This is a genomic window from Epilithonimonas sp., from assembly GCF_032054305.1.
Taxonomy (GTDB): Bacteria; Bacteroidota; Bacteroidia; order Flavobacteriales; family Weeksellaceae; genus Epilithonimonas.
In genome coordinates, this window is record NZ_DAMBSX010000002.1 from 653,617 (window position 1) to 670,752 (window position 17,136).

10 protein-coding genes are annotated in these 17,136 nt (G+C 36.9%); 3 read left to right on the forward strand and 7 right to left on the reverse strand.

The features are described 5' to 3' along the window. Positions 1–56 precede the first annotated feature (56 nt). The 3 genes from RTX21_RS06855 (at position 57) to RTX21_RS06865 (ending at position 4,741) form a co-directional block, all read left to right on the forward strand. Entirely contained in the window at positions 57–1,511 is a 1,455-nt protein-coding gene (locus RTX21_RS06855) for a hypothetical protein (protein WP_312766288.1), read from the forward strand. A gap of 92 nt (positions 1,512–1,603) precedes the next feature. Continuing rightward, positions 1,604–3,802 carry a glycoside hydrolase family 3 N-terminal domain-containing protein gene (locus RTX21_RS06860; protein ID WP_312766290.1) on the forward strand — a complete coding sequence of 733 codons (2,199 nt, stop codon included), beginning with the start codon at positions 1,604–1,606 and terminating at the stop codon, positions 3,800–3,802. Positions 3,803–3,901: 99 nt separating this feature from the next. Further along, a complete protein-coding gene (locus tag RTX21_RS06865) occupies positions 3,902–4,741 on the forward strand; it encodes a T9SS type A sorting domain-containing protein (RefSeq protein WP_312766291.1) in 840 nt (279 codons plus the stop codon). 310 nt (positions 4,742–5,051) lie between these two features. Here the strand turns inward: RTX21_RS06865 and RTX21_RS06870 are convergent, their stop codons facing one another. The 7 genes from RTX21_RS06870 to RTX21_RS06900 all read right to left on the reverse strand — a co-directional run bounded on the left by RTX21_RS06870 (position 5,052) and on the right by RTX21_RS06900 (position 16,948). After that, entirely contained in the window at positions 5,052–7,058 is a 2,007-nt protein-coding gene (locus RTX21_RS06870) for a glycoside hydrolase family 97 protein (protein WP_312766292.1), read from the reverse strand. 4 nt (positions 7,059–7,062) lie between these two features. Beyond that, positions 7,063–8,424, reverse strand: a complete 1,362-nt coding sequence (locus tag RTX21_RS06875; RefSeq protein WP_312766293.1) for an alpha-amylase family glycosyl hydrolase — start codon at positions 8,422–8,424, stop codon at positions 7,063–7,065. Continuing rightward, positions 8,421–9,542, reverse strand: a complete 1,122-nt coding sequence (locus RTX21_RS06880; RefSeq protein WP_312766295.1) for a SusE domain-containing protein — start codon at positions 9,540–9,542, stop codon at positions 8,421–8,423. The genes RTX21_RS06875 and RTX21_RS06880 overlap by 4 nt, the downstream gene beginning before the upstream one ends. A 10-nt stretch (positions 9,543–9,552) precedes the next feature. Next, a complete protein-coding gene (locus RTX21_RS06885; RefSeq protein WP_312766297.1) occupies positions 9,553–10,674 on the reverse strand; it encodes a SusE domain-containing protein in 1,122 nt (373 codons plus the stop codon). Positions 10,675–10,686: 12 nt separating this feature from the next. Next, the gene (locus RTX21_RS06890) at positions 10,687–12,258 is read right to left on the reverse strand and encodes a RagB/SusD family nutrient uptake outer membrane protein (RefSeq protein WP_312766299.1); all 1,572 of its coding nucleotides are present in this window, start codon (positions 12,256–12,258) and stop codon (positions 10,687–10,689) included. A 10-nt stretch (positions 12,259–12,268) separates the two neighbouring features. Continuing rightward, a complete protein-coding gene (locus RTX21_RS06895) occupies positions 12,269–15,082 on the reverse strand; it encodes a SusC/RagA family TonB-linked outer membrane protein (protein ID WP_312766301.1) in 2,814 nt (937 codons plus the stop codon). Positions 15,083–15,337: 255 nt separating this feature from the next. After that, positions 15,338–16,948: a DUF6377 domain-containing protein gene (locus tag RTX21_RS06900; protein WP_312766303.1), complete on the reverse strand. Its 1,611-nt coding sequence runs from the start codon at positions 16,946–16,948 to the stop codon at positions 15,338–15,340. Positions 16,949–17,136: the final 188 nt, after the last annotated feature.

The window sequence follows — 17,136 nt, forward strand, 5'->3', positions numbered from 1 at the left end:
CAGCTAAAATAACGTTTTCAATTTTTCTTTAATAATAATCTTATAATCTATCAATCGTGAAAATCAAAATAAACTTTATACAAAAAAGTATTATCGCACTTATTACTCTGAATATCAACATTTATTCAGAGATCAAAGCACAGAAATCTTCAATCAACGAAGCTTCAGAAAAAAAATATCATAGTGTTTTAGCCCGTCTGAATGCAGAAGATTCTTTGTGGAAACCCTATGTCGCAAAAACCATCGACAGACTTCCTGGATATCAATCATCAAAAGATCCTGCTACCAATAAATTTGGTGGGTACAAAACATTTCAGCTTGAAGCAACCGGTTTTTTCAGAACAGAAAAAAAAGACGGCAGATGGTGGATTATTGATCCTCTTGGAAACCTTTTTATACACAAAGGCATTGCTGTGCTCAATCCCGGCAACTCTGAAAATCAGGAAAATGCATTCAATAAAAAATATAAAACCGGTAAAAATTGGATTGCCAAAGAAACTAAATTCCTCAAAAAAAATGGTTTCAACGGAGCCGGTGCCTGGTCTAATGTAGACTTGATTCGTTCATCTGCAAAACCTTTGGTCTATACTGTGATAGTTAGTCCAATGGGTGCTTACAAAGCCAAGCATATCAAAAAGTTTAATGGCAAATACGAAGAAGCGGGCTGGCAAGGCTATAGATATGATCTGGTGATGGTATTCGATAAAGAATTTGACCGTTATCTAGAACAGGAAATTTCCAAAATCATCAAGTACAAGGACGATCAATATCTTCTTGGTTATTTCACAGATAATGAGTTGCCTTGGGTAGACGATGCTTTGGACAGACATTTGAAATATCTTAAAAAGGATGAGGCAGGATACATCTCTGCAAAAAAATGGCTGGACGATCGCAAACAAAAGAATGCATCTTTAGAAGATATCACAGATGCCGATAGACAAGATTTCACTGGGTTTTATTTTGAAACTTACATGAAAAAAGTAACTAAAGCCATCAAAAAGTATGATCCAAATCACCTTTATCTGGGTTGCCGTTTCAATCAAGAGTTGGATGAATTGGACAATCCAAAAATATTTGAGGTGGCGGGAAAATATATGGATATTATTTCCATCAATCATTACAGAAAATGGGAAGCAGAACAACCTATTTTATCCAACTGGATGACTTGGTCTGGAAAACCTTTCATCATCACAGAATGGTACACCAAGGGCGAAGATTCAGGTTTACCTAATAAAACTGGCGCCGGATGGAATGTCCATACACAGAAAGAAAGGGGTTACTTCTACCAAAACTTCGTTATCGAGTTGTTGAAAAGCAAAGGTTGTGTCGGCTGGCATTGGTTCCGATATCAGGATAATGATCCGGACAACCTTAAGACAGATTATTCAAACCGTGATTCTAATAAAGGTATTATCAATAGTGCATATCAATACTATATGCCTCTCATCGACAATATGAAAATCATTAACGATAATGTCTACGGTTTAACTCAATATTTAGATTCCAAATAAAATTGTTTTAAAAGCAGTCTGAATATCTCGTTCTGGAGTTTACTGAAAACTTTTCTCAGAATAGAATTAGCTAAGAAAATATAATCTTCGATATGAAAAATATCTTTTACGCTGCAAGCATTCTGGTAATGAGTTGCTCATCCGCTAATGCTCAAAAACAGCCACTTTACAAAAACAAAGATGCTCCTGTAGAAAAACGTATTGATGATCTGATAGGTCGGATGACTCTTGAGGAAAAAATAATGCAGATGAACCAATGGACTTATGGAAAAAATGCCAATCCCAACAATATTGGCGAGCAGATGAAAGCCGTAAAACCAGAAATCGGTTCTTTACTCTATAGAAGTACCAATCCGGAGTACCGAAATCAGATTCAGAAAAAGGCGGTGACCGAAACCCGTTTGGGTATTCCGGTTATATTTGGATTTGATGCCATTCACGGATATAAAACTATTTTTCCAATTCCGCTGGCACAAGCTTGCTCCTGGAATACAGATCTGGTAAAACAATCCTGCGCTATTACCGCTAAGGAAAGTTGGCTCTCTGGATTAGACTGGACTTTTTCACCGATGGTAGACGTTGCCAGAGATGCCCGATGGGGAAGGATTTCCGAAGGTTATGGAGAAGATACTTATGCCAATTCCATCTTTGGTGTGGCTGCGATCCATGGTTATCAGGGTCAAAATCTGAAAGACAAATATACCATTGCCGCGAGCCTGAAACATTACATCGGTTATAGTATGTCTGAAGGTGGTAGGGATTATCATTACAGTGACGTATCGCAACAGACCCTTTGGGAAACCTTTCTCCCACCCTTCGAAGCAGGCATAAAAGCAGGTGCAGCTACCGTAATGAGTGGTTTCAATGACATCTCAGGCGTTCCCGCATCAGCCAATCATTACACTCTTACAGAGATCCTTAAGAAAAAATGGAAACATGACGGTTTTGTAATCTCAGATTGGGGATCAGTTAAAAATCTTGTAGTGCAGGGCGTTGCCAAAGATACCAGAGAAGCAGCGGAAAAAGCATTGCTTGCCGGTGTAGAAATGGATATGGTTGATAACCTTTATCTAGATCACCTTCCAGAATTGGTGGCCTCGGGAAAAATAAAGATGCAAACTATTGATGATGCCGTAAGAAGGATTCTGCGGGTTAAAATGAATCTCGGTTTGTTTGAAAATCCTTATGTGGATGTGGTTTCCGAGAAAGACCGGTATTTATTACCGGATTATTTAAAAGTTGCTGAAGAATTGGCCCAGGAATCTATGGTTTTATTAAAAAACGAAAATCAGGTGCTACCACTGACTTCAAAATATAAAAGCATTGCCGCTATTGGTCCGATGGTAAAAGATTCTGTTCACATTATGGGATTTTGGGAAGGAATGGGTGATCCAAAAGATGTGAATACCATTTTTGACGGCTTGACTAAAGAATTCGGTTATCAATCAAAGATCAATTATGCTTTAGGTTGTGATTTTGAGGGCGAAGACAGAAGTGGTTTTGCCAACGCTGTGGAAGTTGCCAATCAATCAGATGTTGTACTTGTTTTTCTTGGTGAAAAGAGAAATTGGAGTGGCGAAAATGGCTCCCGCTCCACTATTGCATTACCAAAAATCCAGGAAGATCTTGTTGAAGAATTATCCAAAACAGGGAAACGTGTTATCCTGGTGCTTTCCAGTGGAAGACCTTTAGAATTAATTCGGTTGAACAAAATGGCTGATGCAGTATTGGAAATATGGCAACCGGGAACAATGGCAGGAGCTGCTGTATCCGGTATCCTGTCTGGAAGACACAATCCATCGGGGAAACTTTCTGCCACTTTTCCGCAAACAGCGGGTCAAATTCCAATTTATTATAATATGAGACAGTCGGCAAGGCCAGAAGCTGGACATTATCAGGATATTCCGAGAGATCCATTGTACTGGTTTGGTCACGGACTTAGCTACAGCAAATTTGAATATGGTAAAATAAAACTGTCGAATAAAAAATTTAGAAAAAATGAAAAAATTGTAGCAGAGATAGAAATCACCAACAAAGGAACTGTGGATGGCAAGGAAGCCGTGCTTTGGTATATCAACGATCCTGTTGCAAATATCTCCCGACCAATGAAAGAACTCAAGTTTTTTGAAAAAAAAATGATCAAGGCAGGAAAAAAAGAAATATATCGCTTTGAAATCGATCCGGAAAAAGATTTGGTCTATGTAGACAGCAAGGGTGAAAAGCATTTAGAATCCGGAGATTTTTATATCATAGTTGATAATGAGAAAGTAAAGTTTGAGTTAACGGACTAATTGTCTGCACATTTTCACCCCTATTAAAGGACATTTTGATTCCCCTAAATTTTAAAACAAAACTACTTTCGGACCAATTAACATTAAAAAATCATCACTATGAAAAAATTTAATTTTATGGTAATGCTGTTTATTTCAGCAATAACCTATTCTCAAACGTTCTCAATCTATACAGAGAATTCAAACATTGGAGCAGGTGTCAATTCTTTACGCTTCAGCAATGGGGCGGGATTTGCGCTTACAGAACCAGGGACGGGGGCATATGAAGGAACAAAAAGCCTTCTATTAACCTATAACGGTACCAGTACTTATTTTCACGCCATCATGTTTCCTCGAAACCCTGCCAACACTGCGGATGCCGTAATTGATATATCAGCGTATAGTTATTATAATTTGGCCATCAAAACTGCGTCGTCTCATCCTTTTTATATCAGACTAAGAGGGAACAATGTAATTGCTAAAGTATTGATAGATCCAGCATCCAACAGTTATAATTTTACTAATGACAATCAATGGCACTTTATGTCTATTCCACTTTCTGCCTTCATTCCCGAGTCATCCAGTTTTAGTTTATCTAACGTTTCAGAAATATTTGTTTTAAGAAGCGAAAATACGATTTCTACTGTCGTTGGTTCCTCTAATAATTTTCAATTTGACAACATTTATTTATCTACTTCCAGTGCTTTATCTGTAATGTCAGGAGAAAAGAACAAACCATTGAGTATTTTCCCTAATCCAGCATCATCAAAAATTACAGTTACATCGGATCAGAATATGGCTAAAATATCAATTTATGACATTACTGGAAAACGAGCAATCAGTAAAGAGTCAGGCGAGAAAACATCTCAAATTGACATCTCAAAACTAAGCACGGGAACATATATCATCTCCGTGGAATCTAGCGGTAAAGTAACATCATCAAAATTTATTAAAAAATAAACATATAATTTATTTGTAATAAGGAGCTGTCTAAAATATTGGACAGCTCTTTTTTATGTACTGAAAATTAATAATGCGCCTATTAATACAAGGCAAAATGGTGCAATTAATAATGTTATAAAAACAATAAGTAATCTAATCTGTAAATTTCATTAATTATTTTGAATTACGTTCTGTATTTTCTGATAAATGATTTTACGTAAATTCAATTTAAGATAAATGGTAGAGATAAGTATCAGATAAAATCAATAAGAAAAAGAAGGTTACTTTTCAACATTGAAAAATAACCTTCTAATAAAATAATAAGAATCTATAATTGTGAGAATATTATAGCTACACCTCCACTTCTGGCCAGCTCGACTGACAAAATCGTTTTACTGTCCACTTCTTTCTCCTCTATGATAATTGGATAAGGGTTAGTTTCATAATCCGCATCTTTACCATCCCGGAAAATTTTTGCTCTGTATTTTTTATTTGGATCCAGAAACTTCAAATCTAATTTTACAGTTCTCGTATCTTTGTTTGTGATACTTCCCAAGAACCAATTTTCAGACGCTTTATCTTTTCGGGCAATCGTTACAAATTCACCAATCTTTGCATCCGGAACGACGGTTTTGCTCCAGTCTGTAGGGCACGATGTGATGAACTCGAAAGCCGGATCGCTCTCATAGTTCTCGATCATATCAGAAGCCATTTGAAGCGGACTGTAGATCACAACCGACAATGCCAATTGTTTCGCCAAGGTTGTATGAACTTTTGTATTTGGTAAAGCCGTATTTGTGAAGTTGAAAGTTCCCGGTGTAAAATCAACCGGGCCAGCCAAACCTCTTGTAAAAGGCACAATTGTGGTATGTTCCGGCGGATTGCCACCATCTTTGGACCAAGCGTCCCACTCCTGACCTCTAACACCTTCCTGTGTCATCAGATTCGGAAGCGTTCTTTGTAAACCTGTTGGCATTACTGGTTCGTGATTGTCAATCATTATTTTGTATTTCGCAGCTTCTTCAATTACTTTTCTGTAATGATGGACGCCGTACTGACTGCTGTGTAGTTCTTTACCATCTAATTTGCCACCGACATAACCTGTTTTCACAACATCAACGCCATATTTTTTATAGTATGCAAATGCATCGCTCAATTGGCTTTCGTAATTCTTTGTATTGCCGCCTGTTTCGTGATGGCCAATCAAGGTTACATTCTTTGACTTTGCGTAATCCGTAATTTTTTTAATATCAAAATCCGGGTATGGCTGTGTGAATTCGAAAGATTTCCAGTCTTCCCAACCTTTGTTCCAGCCCTCTACAAGAACACCGGAGAATTTATATTTCGAAGCAAAATCAATGTATTTTAAAACATTCTCAGTTTTTGCACCATGATTTGGACCCGCTTCCCAGGTATATTTTTTCATATGCATTCCCCACCAGATACCGATGTATCTTCCAGGTTTAATCCAGGAAACATCGCCAAGTTTATTCGGTTCATTAAGATTGAGCATTAATCTTGAAAGCATTAGATCTTCTGCAGAATCTGCAATAATCATTATTCGCCAAGGTGTGCGGAAAGGCGCCTTTGCAAATACTTTTTCACCAGTCGACCAAGGTGTCAGGAATGCTGTAAGCTTTGACGATTTTTTATCTCCGGCAAGATTCATTGCGGCGTAATCGGTTAGATTTGCTTCGTGAATTGTCAGGAAGAGTCCGCTTTTGCTTTCCATTGTTAAAGGTGTTGCGACAGTGTCCAGCTTGGAAATTGGGTTTGGTTTGTACAAACCTTCGTAGAATTCGGTATTATAAGGGATAGACCATGTTTTGTGGTCTTCAGGGAAATTAAATTCGGTCAGTTCATCCATTATAACAAATTCCGTTAGGCTCTTTTGTTTAGGAAACTCATATCTGAAGCCAAATCCGTCATCAAAAACCTTAAAGTCGATAATAAATTCTCTGGAAAATATTGAATTGTCCTTAACCCAAACCTTCATCTCGTTGTAATGGTTTCGAACTTCGATCTCTTCGCCCCAGGGCTGTTTCCAGGTTTCATCGAACTGAGAATGAGAAATCTTCTGGACAGAAAGATTATCTTTAAGCGCACCATCTTTCAATTCAAATCCTAGAAAAGATGGATTTAAAATTGTTTTCCCCTTCTTAGTAACCTTATAAAATATTCGGGATTTATAAATTCCTATCTCGATAGAAATTGTTCCATCAGGGGATTTGACCACATTATTTTTGAGGGATTGAGCATTAATATGTAATAATGCTCCTACAAAAAATAGAAGCAACAAATAAGTCTTTTTTATTTCTTTATTTAAACTCATCATTGAATTATTTTGTAAATACTGCATATCCTTTTTCCATCAAAATATTACCTTCATTTGCACTAAAAGACTTTTGTTCATTGGTCATAATATTTTTAAAACTTCCCGAAGGTACGTCTCCATCCCATTTAAAACTGACAGCCACGTTATTGAAATTCAGCATTACCAAAACTTCATTATCACCTCTTTTTCTTGTATAGACAAACACATTTTCCTTATTTGTAGGAATTATCTTCAAAGTTCCACGATCTGCACCGTCCTCCAAAGCGGGTTGTGTTCTTTTCAGTTTTGTAAGCCTTTGGAAAAGATCTAGGTAAATTTTATTTGCTGGATCCCATTGCACAGGACTTGGTTCAAAAAGGCTCATTGCTTTGTTCATCCCTATTTCCTGACCATTGTAGATCAAAGGCATATCATAGATAGTAAATGATAAAACAGTCAAGGGCAGAACATTGGCTCCATACCTTGTGAATTCGGTCCCGTCGTGAGCATTTAGATCGTGGTTTGTCAAGTAAACCATTCTCCCTTTATTTTTGTAATTCGGATTATCATATAAATTCTTACAAGCCTTTACCAGATTGGAAGTATTTGTTCCAGAGCCAAAATTATTCAGCGCCGTATTGAAACCCCAGGCATAATCGTAATCGAAAACCGACATATAATCGGGGTCATCACCTTCACAAAGCCAAGTAATTTTTTTGACAGCATCTACCTGAGTTCTCGCCTGCTGCCAGAAATCTTTTGGAATAAATGTCGCTGCATCACATCTGTAGCCATCAATATTAAAATTGGTCACCCAATATTTCATCGCATCAATCATTGCAGCACGAAGGTTTTGATTATTGAAATTCAATTGAGCAACATCGTTCCATCCATTTGGCGAATAGGGTTGTTGTCCGTTCAGAGAAGAATAATAATCCAAATGCTGAGATACCCAAGAGTGATCCCAGGCTGTGTGATTTGCAACCCAATCCATCCAAACCTCCATATTCATAGAATGCGCAGCTTCTACGAGATTTTTAAAGTCCTGGTCTGTACCGAATTCCGGATTCACAGTTTTGTAATCTTTAATGGCATAAGGACTTCCCAAACTACCTTCTCTTTTTTCCTGACCAATGGGATGGATTGGCATCAGCCAAATAATATCAACACCTAAATCTTTCAATCTTTGAAGGTCATTCCTAACACCATTGAATCCTTGGGACGAATAATTTCTCACATTAACCTCATAGATTACCTTGTTGTGAGCAGAAACCGGAGAAATCTGACTGTTTGGAATTTCCGGTGTAACTTCAGCATCGTCGTTATTACAGCTTCCGAAAGAGAACATCAGCAAGAATGCCAATATCCATATTTTGATATTGTTCATAATTTTTTATTTAAATGTTTTATAATTGCATAATGACCTGTGAGATCATTAAAATAAATATCATAGTTTCCTGCATTCTGAATCGTGGCACCTGGTCCGTCGAAAATTCCTTTTCCATAAGGAATCTCTGCATCTTTTCCGCCCCAATTGTTTGCCCAATCCTTATTTCCCCGGAATTTGCACGCAGTAGAAGCTGTGAACTCGTAGGTAATTTTCCATTGATGCGGATCAAACGTTGACCTGGTCATCACTGGTTCATTATTCCAGTTACAAAATCCGCCGATTGGTCCTATTTGATTATAAACTGTTGGGTTTGTAATGGTAGGATCGGATATATCCCAGGTCATATTTTTGATATCGATAGAAATCGTGTGATAACCTGCCGGTACATAAAAAGCACCTTTGTCACCCTGTTCCAAAACGCCGTTTCCACCTGCACAATACATATGATCAAAGCTTCCCAAAAATTCCTCAGAATTGAATTTGAAATAAGTAGCAGCCGGGAAATAACCTGTGTAAGTATAAACGCCGTCCTGATAATCATTCGTAGTACGGAACATAATGTAATCTTTGCTTGCATTATTCCAACCGTTCATATCACCGATGATATAAACATTTTTTACAACTGGATCTATATTTAGATAAGAGGTAACATTTAGAATTACAGTTTCCGAAAAAGCGTCTCCTTTTGATGAAGTTGCTTTGATTCTCATACTGAAAGTATATGAAGTGTTAGTTTCTTCTCCAACAATTTCATCGATCACTTTTTTAAAATCGACTGTATAAAAATCCGTATAGAGATTCTGAGTTTCTGCAATAGTTCTAGCTTTTGAGAATTCATTGTCATTAAGATCCATCTGGACTTCATATTTCACATCATCTACAGGTATATATTGTCCGCTTCCGAAGTTATATCTTACCTTACTCCAGTTCAGTCTGAACACAAAGGGATTTTGTCCTTCTGCCGGTTTGGAAAGCACCAGATCTGAACTTGCCAATGAGCTGATAACCGGAGGCGTTGTAACAGTTTCACCTCCTTTAAGCATATCATTGTCTTCACAACTTGTTACCAGAAACAGAAGCAAAAAAGCTTTTATAATGATAGATATTTTTTTCATTTTTTAATTTTTATTGTTGAAGAATTGCATAATGTCCGCTTAAATCGTTAAAATAGATTTTGTAAGTTCCCGGAACCACAATGGTCGCACCCGGACCATCAAAAACACCTTTTCCATAAGGTATAGCTTCTGCTGTTCCACCCCAGTTGTTTGACCAGTCCTTGTTTCCACGGAATTTGCAAGTTGTGGATGAAGCGAAAGTATAAGTGATCGTCCATTGATGTGCGTCATATGAAGATCTTGTCATCAAAGGTTCATTATCCCAATTACTGAATTCCCCAATCGGACCCATAGTATTGTAAAACTTGGTTGTATTACTTTCTGTGTAATCTGTTATGGTATAATTTAAAGTTTCAGTATTGATTGTGATGGTTACATATCTTTCGTTTTGATTGTAAAATGATCCGCCAGAAGATTCTTCATACGTCATTGTCGAATCATCTTTCCTGCAATAGGCTTTGTAAGTTCCCAAAGATTCGGCAGGAATGAATTTGAAATAAGTATTCGCCGCTAATCTTCCCGTGTAAGTGTAAGTTTTGTCATCGGGATCATTTGAATTTCTGAACATTATGTATTCTGTACTGGTGTTGTTCCAACCGTTCATATCGCCTAAAAGATAAACCGCCGCCACTTCTTCCAAAGGTTTGTAAGGCGTAATTTTAATTTTCAGGATATTTTCGGAGGCAATGCTATGCAATTGATTTTGACCGTAATAAGTCATAATTCTAAGTTCAATTACACCTTCGATTTCTGGTTTGAAATTCAGTTTAGTCAATAATATAGCATTAATATCTTTTACAAAGATATTGGCTGACAAAGTATTGGTGGAAGCTAAAACCACTGGGTTTTTAAAATCATTACCTTCTTTGTCCATTTGCAGCACATAGTTGACAGGACCAGCAGGTTCAGAAGTTGAAGAACTGCTTAGATTGAATTTGGTTTCAGTCCACGTTGATGTCAATAAGAGTGGATTTGAATTGGCTGCCGGTTCAGTAAGGACATATTCCTTGACTGCAATGTCGTCCAAAACACTTGGCATCACTTCTTTAAGCGAAAGCATATCGTCTTCTCTGCAAGACCAGATCACAAACCCGCTTAAAACTATAATTAAGATTGTTTTTAATGTTTTCATAAATTTTAAGTTTTAATAACCTGGATTTTGTTTTAAATTTGGATTAGCCGAAATTTCTGTAGCGGGAATCGGATAGAGTTTGAACTTATCATCGATATTAGGCGTTCCGCCGTAGACACCGTTTTTCCAAGGCCAATTGTAACCTTTTGTAAATTTCCCGAAACGGATAAGGTCATTTCTGCGATGCCCTTCCCAGTATAATTCGCGGGAACGCTCATTCAAAATAAAATCAAGAGTAAGGGCAGAATCTCCAATTAGTGCGACATTTGCTCTTGTCCGGATTTGATTAACGTATGCCACAGCCTGAGATATACTTCCGCCGCTCCCACCTCGTAAAACAGCTTCCGCATACATCAGATAAGCGTCTGCCAATCTAAACAACGGGAAATCCATATCAGCGAAAACATTATTGGAACCGTTGGATCCGTCCTTATTTTTATTACTAAATTTCACAACCGACCAACCTTGGTTGAAGTCACTCCATTGAGTCGTTTCTCTAGTTCTATCCTGTTTCCAGAACATTGCTCTTTTGTCACCTGCTGCAAACTGATCGGATAAAGTTTCTTTTGAACGGATTCCTGACCAAGCCTGTGAAAAACCAAAATTATCCATTGGATTCATATCAGATTTGTAAGATGCCGCAAGCAGGAAAGTTGTTCCTCCGTAAGTAGTTGCACGCACGCCATCGAAAACAAATGAATAAATAATCTCATTAGACAAATGATTATCTGCAACGAAAATATTTTTGTATTCCGGTTCCAAAACGTAACCTGCGGAAACCACTTTATTGAGGTAAGTGAGACAATCTGTGTATTTATTTTGGTTAATGTAAACCTCCGCATTCAAATACATTTTTGCAAGAAGCATCCAGACAGTAGGATTGTTGATCTTCCCATAATTCGATTTTGAATTGTTTGGTAATTGGCCGTCAATCGCTTTCAATTCAGATTCGATCCAGGAAAAAAAGAATGCCCTGTCCTTTTGTTCTGGCAAATAGGCTCCAACGCCTGCTTCTTCAGGAATAAAAGGAACATTACCATAAAGGTCCATCAGGAAATAATATGCCATCGCACGCAGAGCTCTCGTTTCGGATCGCATTGCATTGATCTTGGTTTTCATTTCCTGGCTTACATTTCTGGCATTCAGTTTCTCTTCTGTTGTTTCGCGCAGAAACTCATTAGCATAAGCGATATTGAGATAGGTTCTGCTGTAATTAAGAAGGATAAAACTATTGCTGGAGTTCCATTGGTTGAATTGCAGACCTCTTAAAGTTTCGTTGTCCCAAGCACCGATAACTTCATCTGTTCCTAGTTGTTGAAGATTCCAGTAAGATCTTAGAAATGTTGCTTCACCTTGATCCGGAGCATTCATATCGGGGGAACCGGCTGGACCTTCGTTTCCTGAAAGAGAAAATCCGGCATATATTTTTGCCAGGAATTGCGCATAGGAATTTGGATTTTCCCAGGCTTTTTCCGGCGTCAGCGTATTTTCTGATAGCGGTTCAGTATTCAGATCGTTGACACAAGATATAAGTGTCAGAGATACGCAAGCCAGAATGATCAGTGATTTATATAAACGTTTCATTATTTGAATTTTAGAAATTAAAATTAGTTCCCAACATAATTGTGACCGGTCTTGGATAAAGATTGGTATCCACACCTCCAAAAACTTCAGGATCAAGACCGTTGTACTTTGTGAAAACAAACGGATTCTGAACTGTTGCATAGATTCTTGCATCCTTCAGGAAATTGCTGGCCTGCTTGATCGTATATCCCAGAACAATATTGTCTATTCTATAGAAAGACGCATCCTGAATGTAATAACTCGACAAGGTCTGTGCATTCTGAAAATTGGTATCAAAAGCACTTTTCGGACGGTTTACCAGAAACTCATTTGCAAAAATTGAACTAGGACTAAGAGCGGCATTATTTGCGGCAGTTGCATTATGAATATAATTCCCAATACTTCCGTGACTCGCTACAGAGAGATCCCAATTTTTATATTTGAATTTTGTATTGACTCCAAAAGTATAATTTGGCGTTGGCTTGTGATAGACAATCAAGTCGGCTTCATTGATAAGGCCATCACCATTTTGATCTTTATAAAATCCCTCGATTGGTTTTCCATTGTCATCATAGATCTGCTCATAGACATACCACATATTAGCAGAATATCCAACCATCTGAACATTCAGACCATTCCGTCTCATTGCATTAGAACTGTCGCCAAAGCTTAAAGCAGTGATTTTATTTTTGTTATAAGCAATATTTCCACCGATTTCCCAAGTAAAATTTTCTGTGACAATTGGTTTTGTATTAAGGGAAAACTCGATTCCTTTGTTTTCAAGGCTACCGATGTTTGCTGCGACATATTCAGCAAAATTGGTTCCTGCAGCTACTTTTGTTTCAGCATTGATAAGATCTGTGGTTTCTCTGTAGTAAACATCTATGGCGCCTTCAATTCTGTTATTTAGGAATCCAAAATCAATTCCAGCATTATAAGTTTCTGTTGTTTCCCACTTTAAATCCTGATTGTAAGCTTGTGGGCGAAGCAATGGTGTCCAAATCTGGTTACCGTTCTCATCATAACCTTGCAAATAAGTTGCTGCACTTCCAAGACTGTATTGATAAGTTCCTAAATAGGGATAATCACCCTGGTTGATATCCTGTTGACCCGTTTTTCCCCAACCCAATCTAACTTTTAGATTTGTGATAATCTTGGAATCCTTAAAAAAATCTTCATTGGCCTTCCACGCAAAAGCAGCCGATGGGAACTGTGACCATTGATTGTCTTTTTTAAACCTTGATGATCCGTCTTTTCTCAAAGTGAATGTGAAGAGATAACGGTCTTTGATGCTATAATTTAATCTTCCGAAAAAAGAAACGATGTAATGTTCTGTAGGAAATGTCTGGTAAGCATTGATGAGAAGCGGATCTCCATATTCATCAAATCTCGAAACTCTTCGAGACTCGTTACCATTCTGACGGTAATAATGCTGCCAGGAATAGCCGCCCATAATATCTAATTTGCTATCAAGAAAATTCATGTTTTTAGCATACTGCGCATAGAAATCGAAGATCGAGTTTCTCCTTAGCTGATCCCATCTGTTATCATAACCACCATAAAGATAATCTGATGGTGCTAAAGCCGGGATGTAAACTTTCCCTTTACTTTCTGAATAATCCAAACCTAAGTTCATATTGAAATGAAGTTCCGGAAGAAAGTGTAATTTGTAGTCAAACTGTGCATTACCGATGAAATTATATACTTCAGACTCATCAGTTCTCATCTTTAAAAGAGAAACTGGATTAACCGTCGCTACCTGAATAATGTTATTGTCGCTACCTGTCCAGGTAAAAAATCCACCGAATGGACTATTTGAATCATATACACTTTGAGTCGGATCCATAACTATTGCGGATCCTATTGTACCCTGGTTTGCAAATTTGTTCTTAATGTACATTCCACGACCATTCAGGTTGATACTAAGATGCTTATCGAACAAAACCGGACCAAGAGACAAGCTGCTTGTGTAACGCTCCATCTGGGAAGTGTCCAAAGTTCCGCTAAGGTTGGTATATCCAAAAGAAGCACGGAATGGCACAGCATCTTTTATTGAGCCAAGAATACTGAGGTTGTTTTCTGTGTTGAAAGTCGTTCTGAAAATTTCTTTCTGCCAGATGGTATTAGAATTTCCAAGTTTCGAAATAACTTCATCATAATTGGTCTGACCAGCAAAAGTTCTCTCAACAAAACTTCTGTACTCGTCAGCATTTAAAACATCGATTGTTTTTTTTGGTGTGCTTACTGACATATTTGCATCGTAAGTCACACGGATTCTCCCTTTACCTCCTTTTTTGGTGGTAATAAGGATCACACCATTGGAAGCTCGTGATCCGTATATTGCTGTAGCAGAAGCATCTTTCAAAACTGTGAATGTGTCGATATCTGTTGGATTCAAAGTATTAAGAATGTTTCCGGCACCGCCCAGTCCGTCATTATCGATGAATATTCCATCAATAATAATCAAAGGATCATTGCTGGCCGATAAAGATGAACCACCTCTTATCCTGATGACTGCGCCGCCACTTGGCGAACCACCTTCTGTTGTTATGTTGACACCAGCAACTTTACCCACAACAATATCCTGTGCATTGGGTGCAAAACCACGGCTATTTTGATCTACTTTGAGTGTAGAAATCGATCCGGTTTCGTCTCCCTTTTTAACTTTACCATAGCCAATTACAACAACCTCATCAATTAACTTTTCATTTTTAAGAGTGTCCGTCGTTTGAGCAGATAAAGAATTTGAAAAAAAGAAAGCCGAAAATAGAAATCCTGCGACAACAGGAAATCTGAAAGTTTTTGCATCGAGCTTACTTTTAGTACCACTAATATTGATCTCCATATATTAAATTATTTAAAATTTTATCCAGAAAAGAATATCTTAAATGAATTGTTCTCTGTTTGATTTCAAATATAATATGGTATTGTGGCCGGAAATGTATGAGTAAGGCTTTAAGTAAGTTAAATGTATAATCAACAAAACTCAAGTAACTGAAAACAATCACTTTAACTAAATAAAATTCAAAGTAAAATGTAACTTTTTTGACTTATGAAAAGACATTTTCAGAGCAATTTTAATGTTAAAGCAATGTAAATTTTATGTTAAGAGTTCGGATGTTCCGATTCTCTGAACCATTTGCTCAAAGTTATCATCCGGATGAATGGCCTTTGATTTTACCTTACTTCGGTAGTTATAAATTGTCCGCAAAGTGTAATGCAGGAATGTTGCAATCTGATTATTATTTGTAACACCTAACCTGATAAGAGCAAAAACTCTTAGTTCCTGATTAAGGTTCTGGTCATTATTGATTGGGTATTGTTCTTCCGGTCGGAGAAGCTTATTAATTTCCTCAACAAAATCAGGATAGATCTTTAGAAATGCTTTATCAAAATTATTATAAAGTTCTTTTAGTTCTTTTGAGGAATCCTGAGCAGACGTAGTTGTCATTTTGATAATATCCGCAGTCTGTCCGGTTTTGATCTTACGGTTGACAATATTTTTAAAGTTTTCCAACCGATCGATGTATTCTGTACAAATCTCTAAAAAGCTTTTGATATATTCTTCCTTGATATGATTGGCTTCGGCAAGAGAACGATTTGTCAAGGCCTGTCTGTCATTTGCTTTCTGAAGTTCTGTATTGAGATCATTAAGCTTGGAATTGATCTCCGTTAATTCTTTTTTCGCCTTCGATACTTTTTGGATCTGATTAATCACAAATATTATTGCAATCAATAATATAAGAGAAAGAACACTTACGACAATCAGCAAAAGTCTAAGTTTTTTCTGTTGTTTTTCTTTGTCCAGCTGATAAGCTTTGTCTATGATCGGCAAAACCCTAGCGATCTGAATATTCCTCAGTCTTGCATTATAGAAATTGGCATCTTCCAGACTTTGTTTAATATATAAATTTGCTCTTTCTATATCACCATCATCAAATAATAAAATAGCCAGGGTCCTGAGAGAAATATTTTCTTTAACTGCAGCGTGAATATCCGATATAGCAGATTTTACCAAATAATATTTCTCTTTCTCCCTATCATTTTTCTCCTGATAAAGATAGGCAAGTATCGAATTCAAAATCGAGAATTCCCGAGTATCAGGTTTCACAGTATCTGTAGCTTCTAATAATATATTCTCGGCTTTGTTGAAATCTTTTAACTCGATATATTTGACACTATAGTTAATTGCATACTCATAACTATCCTTTGGCAGAATATTGATCAAAGAATCCTGCACAATACTTTTATTTTTTAAAAGTTCATTAACTTCTCTACCATCCTGGTATTCTACCCAATAAATATAAACCTCTAGATAAGCTTTGTAATAATCTATGAGCTGTTGGTGCTGAAGTTTGTTTTTGTTGATATTATTTAAGATATCAAGGGAAAAGGGAAACATCCCTGCCTTTGCCTTAATTCGTGCAAGTTGGATATTGCTGTCTATTACAAAACTTTGGTCGTTTAATTTATTTGCGATTTCAAGGGCTTTAACAGTGTATAATTGAGCGGAATCTGCGACAAAAACTTCGTATTGTTTTGAAAGATCTTTGTAAAGATGATATAATTTAGAATTATCCTTTGTCAGTAAAACCTGTTTTAATAGGCTATTTATTTTTATCTGTTTTTGATGGGTATAAATCTTCTCTTTTGCGATGGAATTGTCCAATTCAACCAATAGCTGGTCCACCGGCTTCTGTGAGAGAACCATTGTGGATAGTATATAAAAAACAAATTGATAGAATTTTTGCATAATAGAATAGAAAGCAAAAATACATTTTTCAATATCAATTATCTAATCAGGCAATAATATATTTGAATGTAGCAAATTAAATATAATAATCAAAGTGAACTTGCAACTATTTTTGAGACAAAATTTATATACTCTTTATGCTACAT

What these genes read in the sequence shown, in the direction of transcription:
- RTX21_RS06860 (WP_312766290.1), top strand. Translation starts at nt 1,604, where the DNA reads ATGAAAAATATCTTTTACGCTGCAAGCATTCTGGTAATGAGTTGCTCA.
- RTX21_RS06865 (WP_312766291.1), top strand. Translation starts at nt 3,902, where the DNA reads ATGAAAAAATTTAATTTTATGGTAATGCTGTTTATTTCAGCAATAACC.
- RTX21_RS06870 (WP_312766292.1), bottom strand. Translation starts at nt 7,058, where the DNA reads ATGATGAGTTTAAATAAAGAAATAAAAAAGACTTATTTGTTGCTTCTA.
- RTX21_RS06875 (WP_312766293.1), bottom strand. Translation starts at nt 8,424, where the DNA reads ATGAACAATATCAAAATATGGATATTGGCATTCTTGCTGATGTTCTCT.
- RTX21_RS06880 (WP_312766295.1), bottom strand. Translation starts at nt 9,542, where the DNA reads ATGAAAAAAATATCTATCATTATAAAAGCTTTTTTGCTTCTGTTTCTG.
- RTX21_RS06885 (WP_312766297.1), bottom strand. Translation starts at nt 10,674, where the DNA reads ATGAAAACATTAAAAACAATCTTAATTATAGTTTTAAGCGGGTTTGTG.
- RTX21_RS06890 (WP_312766299.1), bottom strand. Translation starts at nt 12,258, where the DNA reads ATGAAACGTTTATATAAATCACTGATCATTCTGGCTTGCGTATCTCTG.
- RTX21_RS06895 (WP_312766301.1), bottom strand. Translation starts at nt 15,082, where the DNA reads ATGGAGATCAATATTAGTGGTACTAAAAGTAAGCTCGATGCAAAAACT.
- RTX21_RS06900 (WP_312766303.1), bottom strand. Translation starts at nt 16,948, where the DNA reads ATGGTTCTCTCACAGAAGCCGGTGGACCAGCTATTGGTTGAATTGGAC.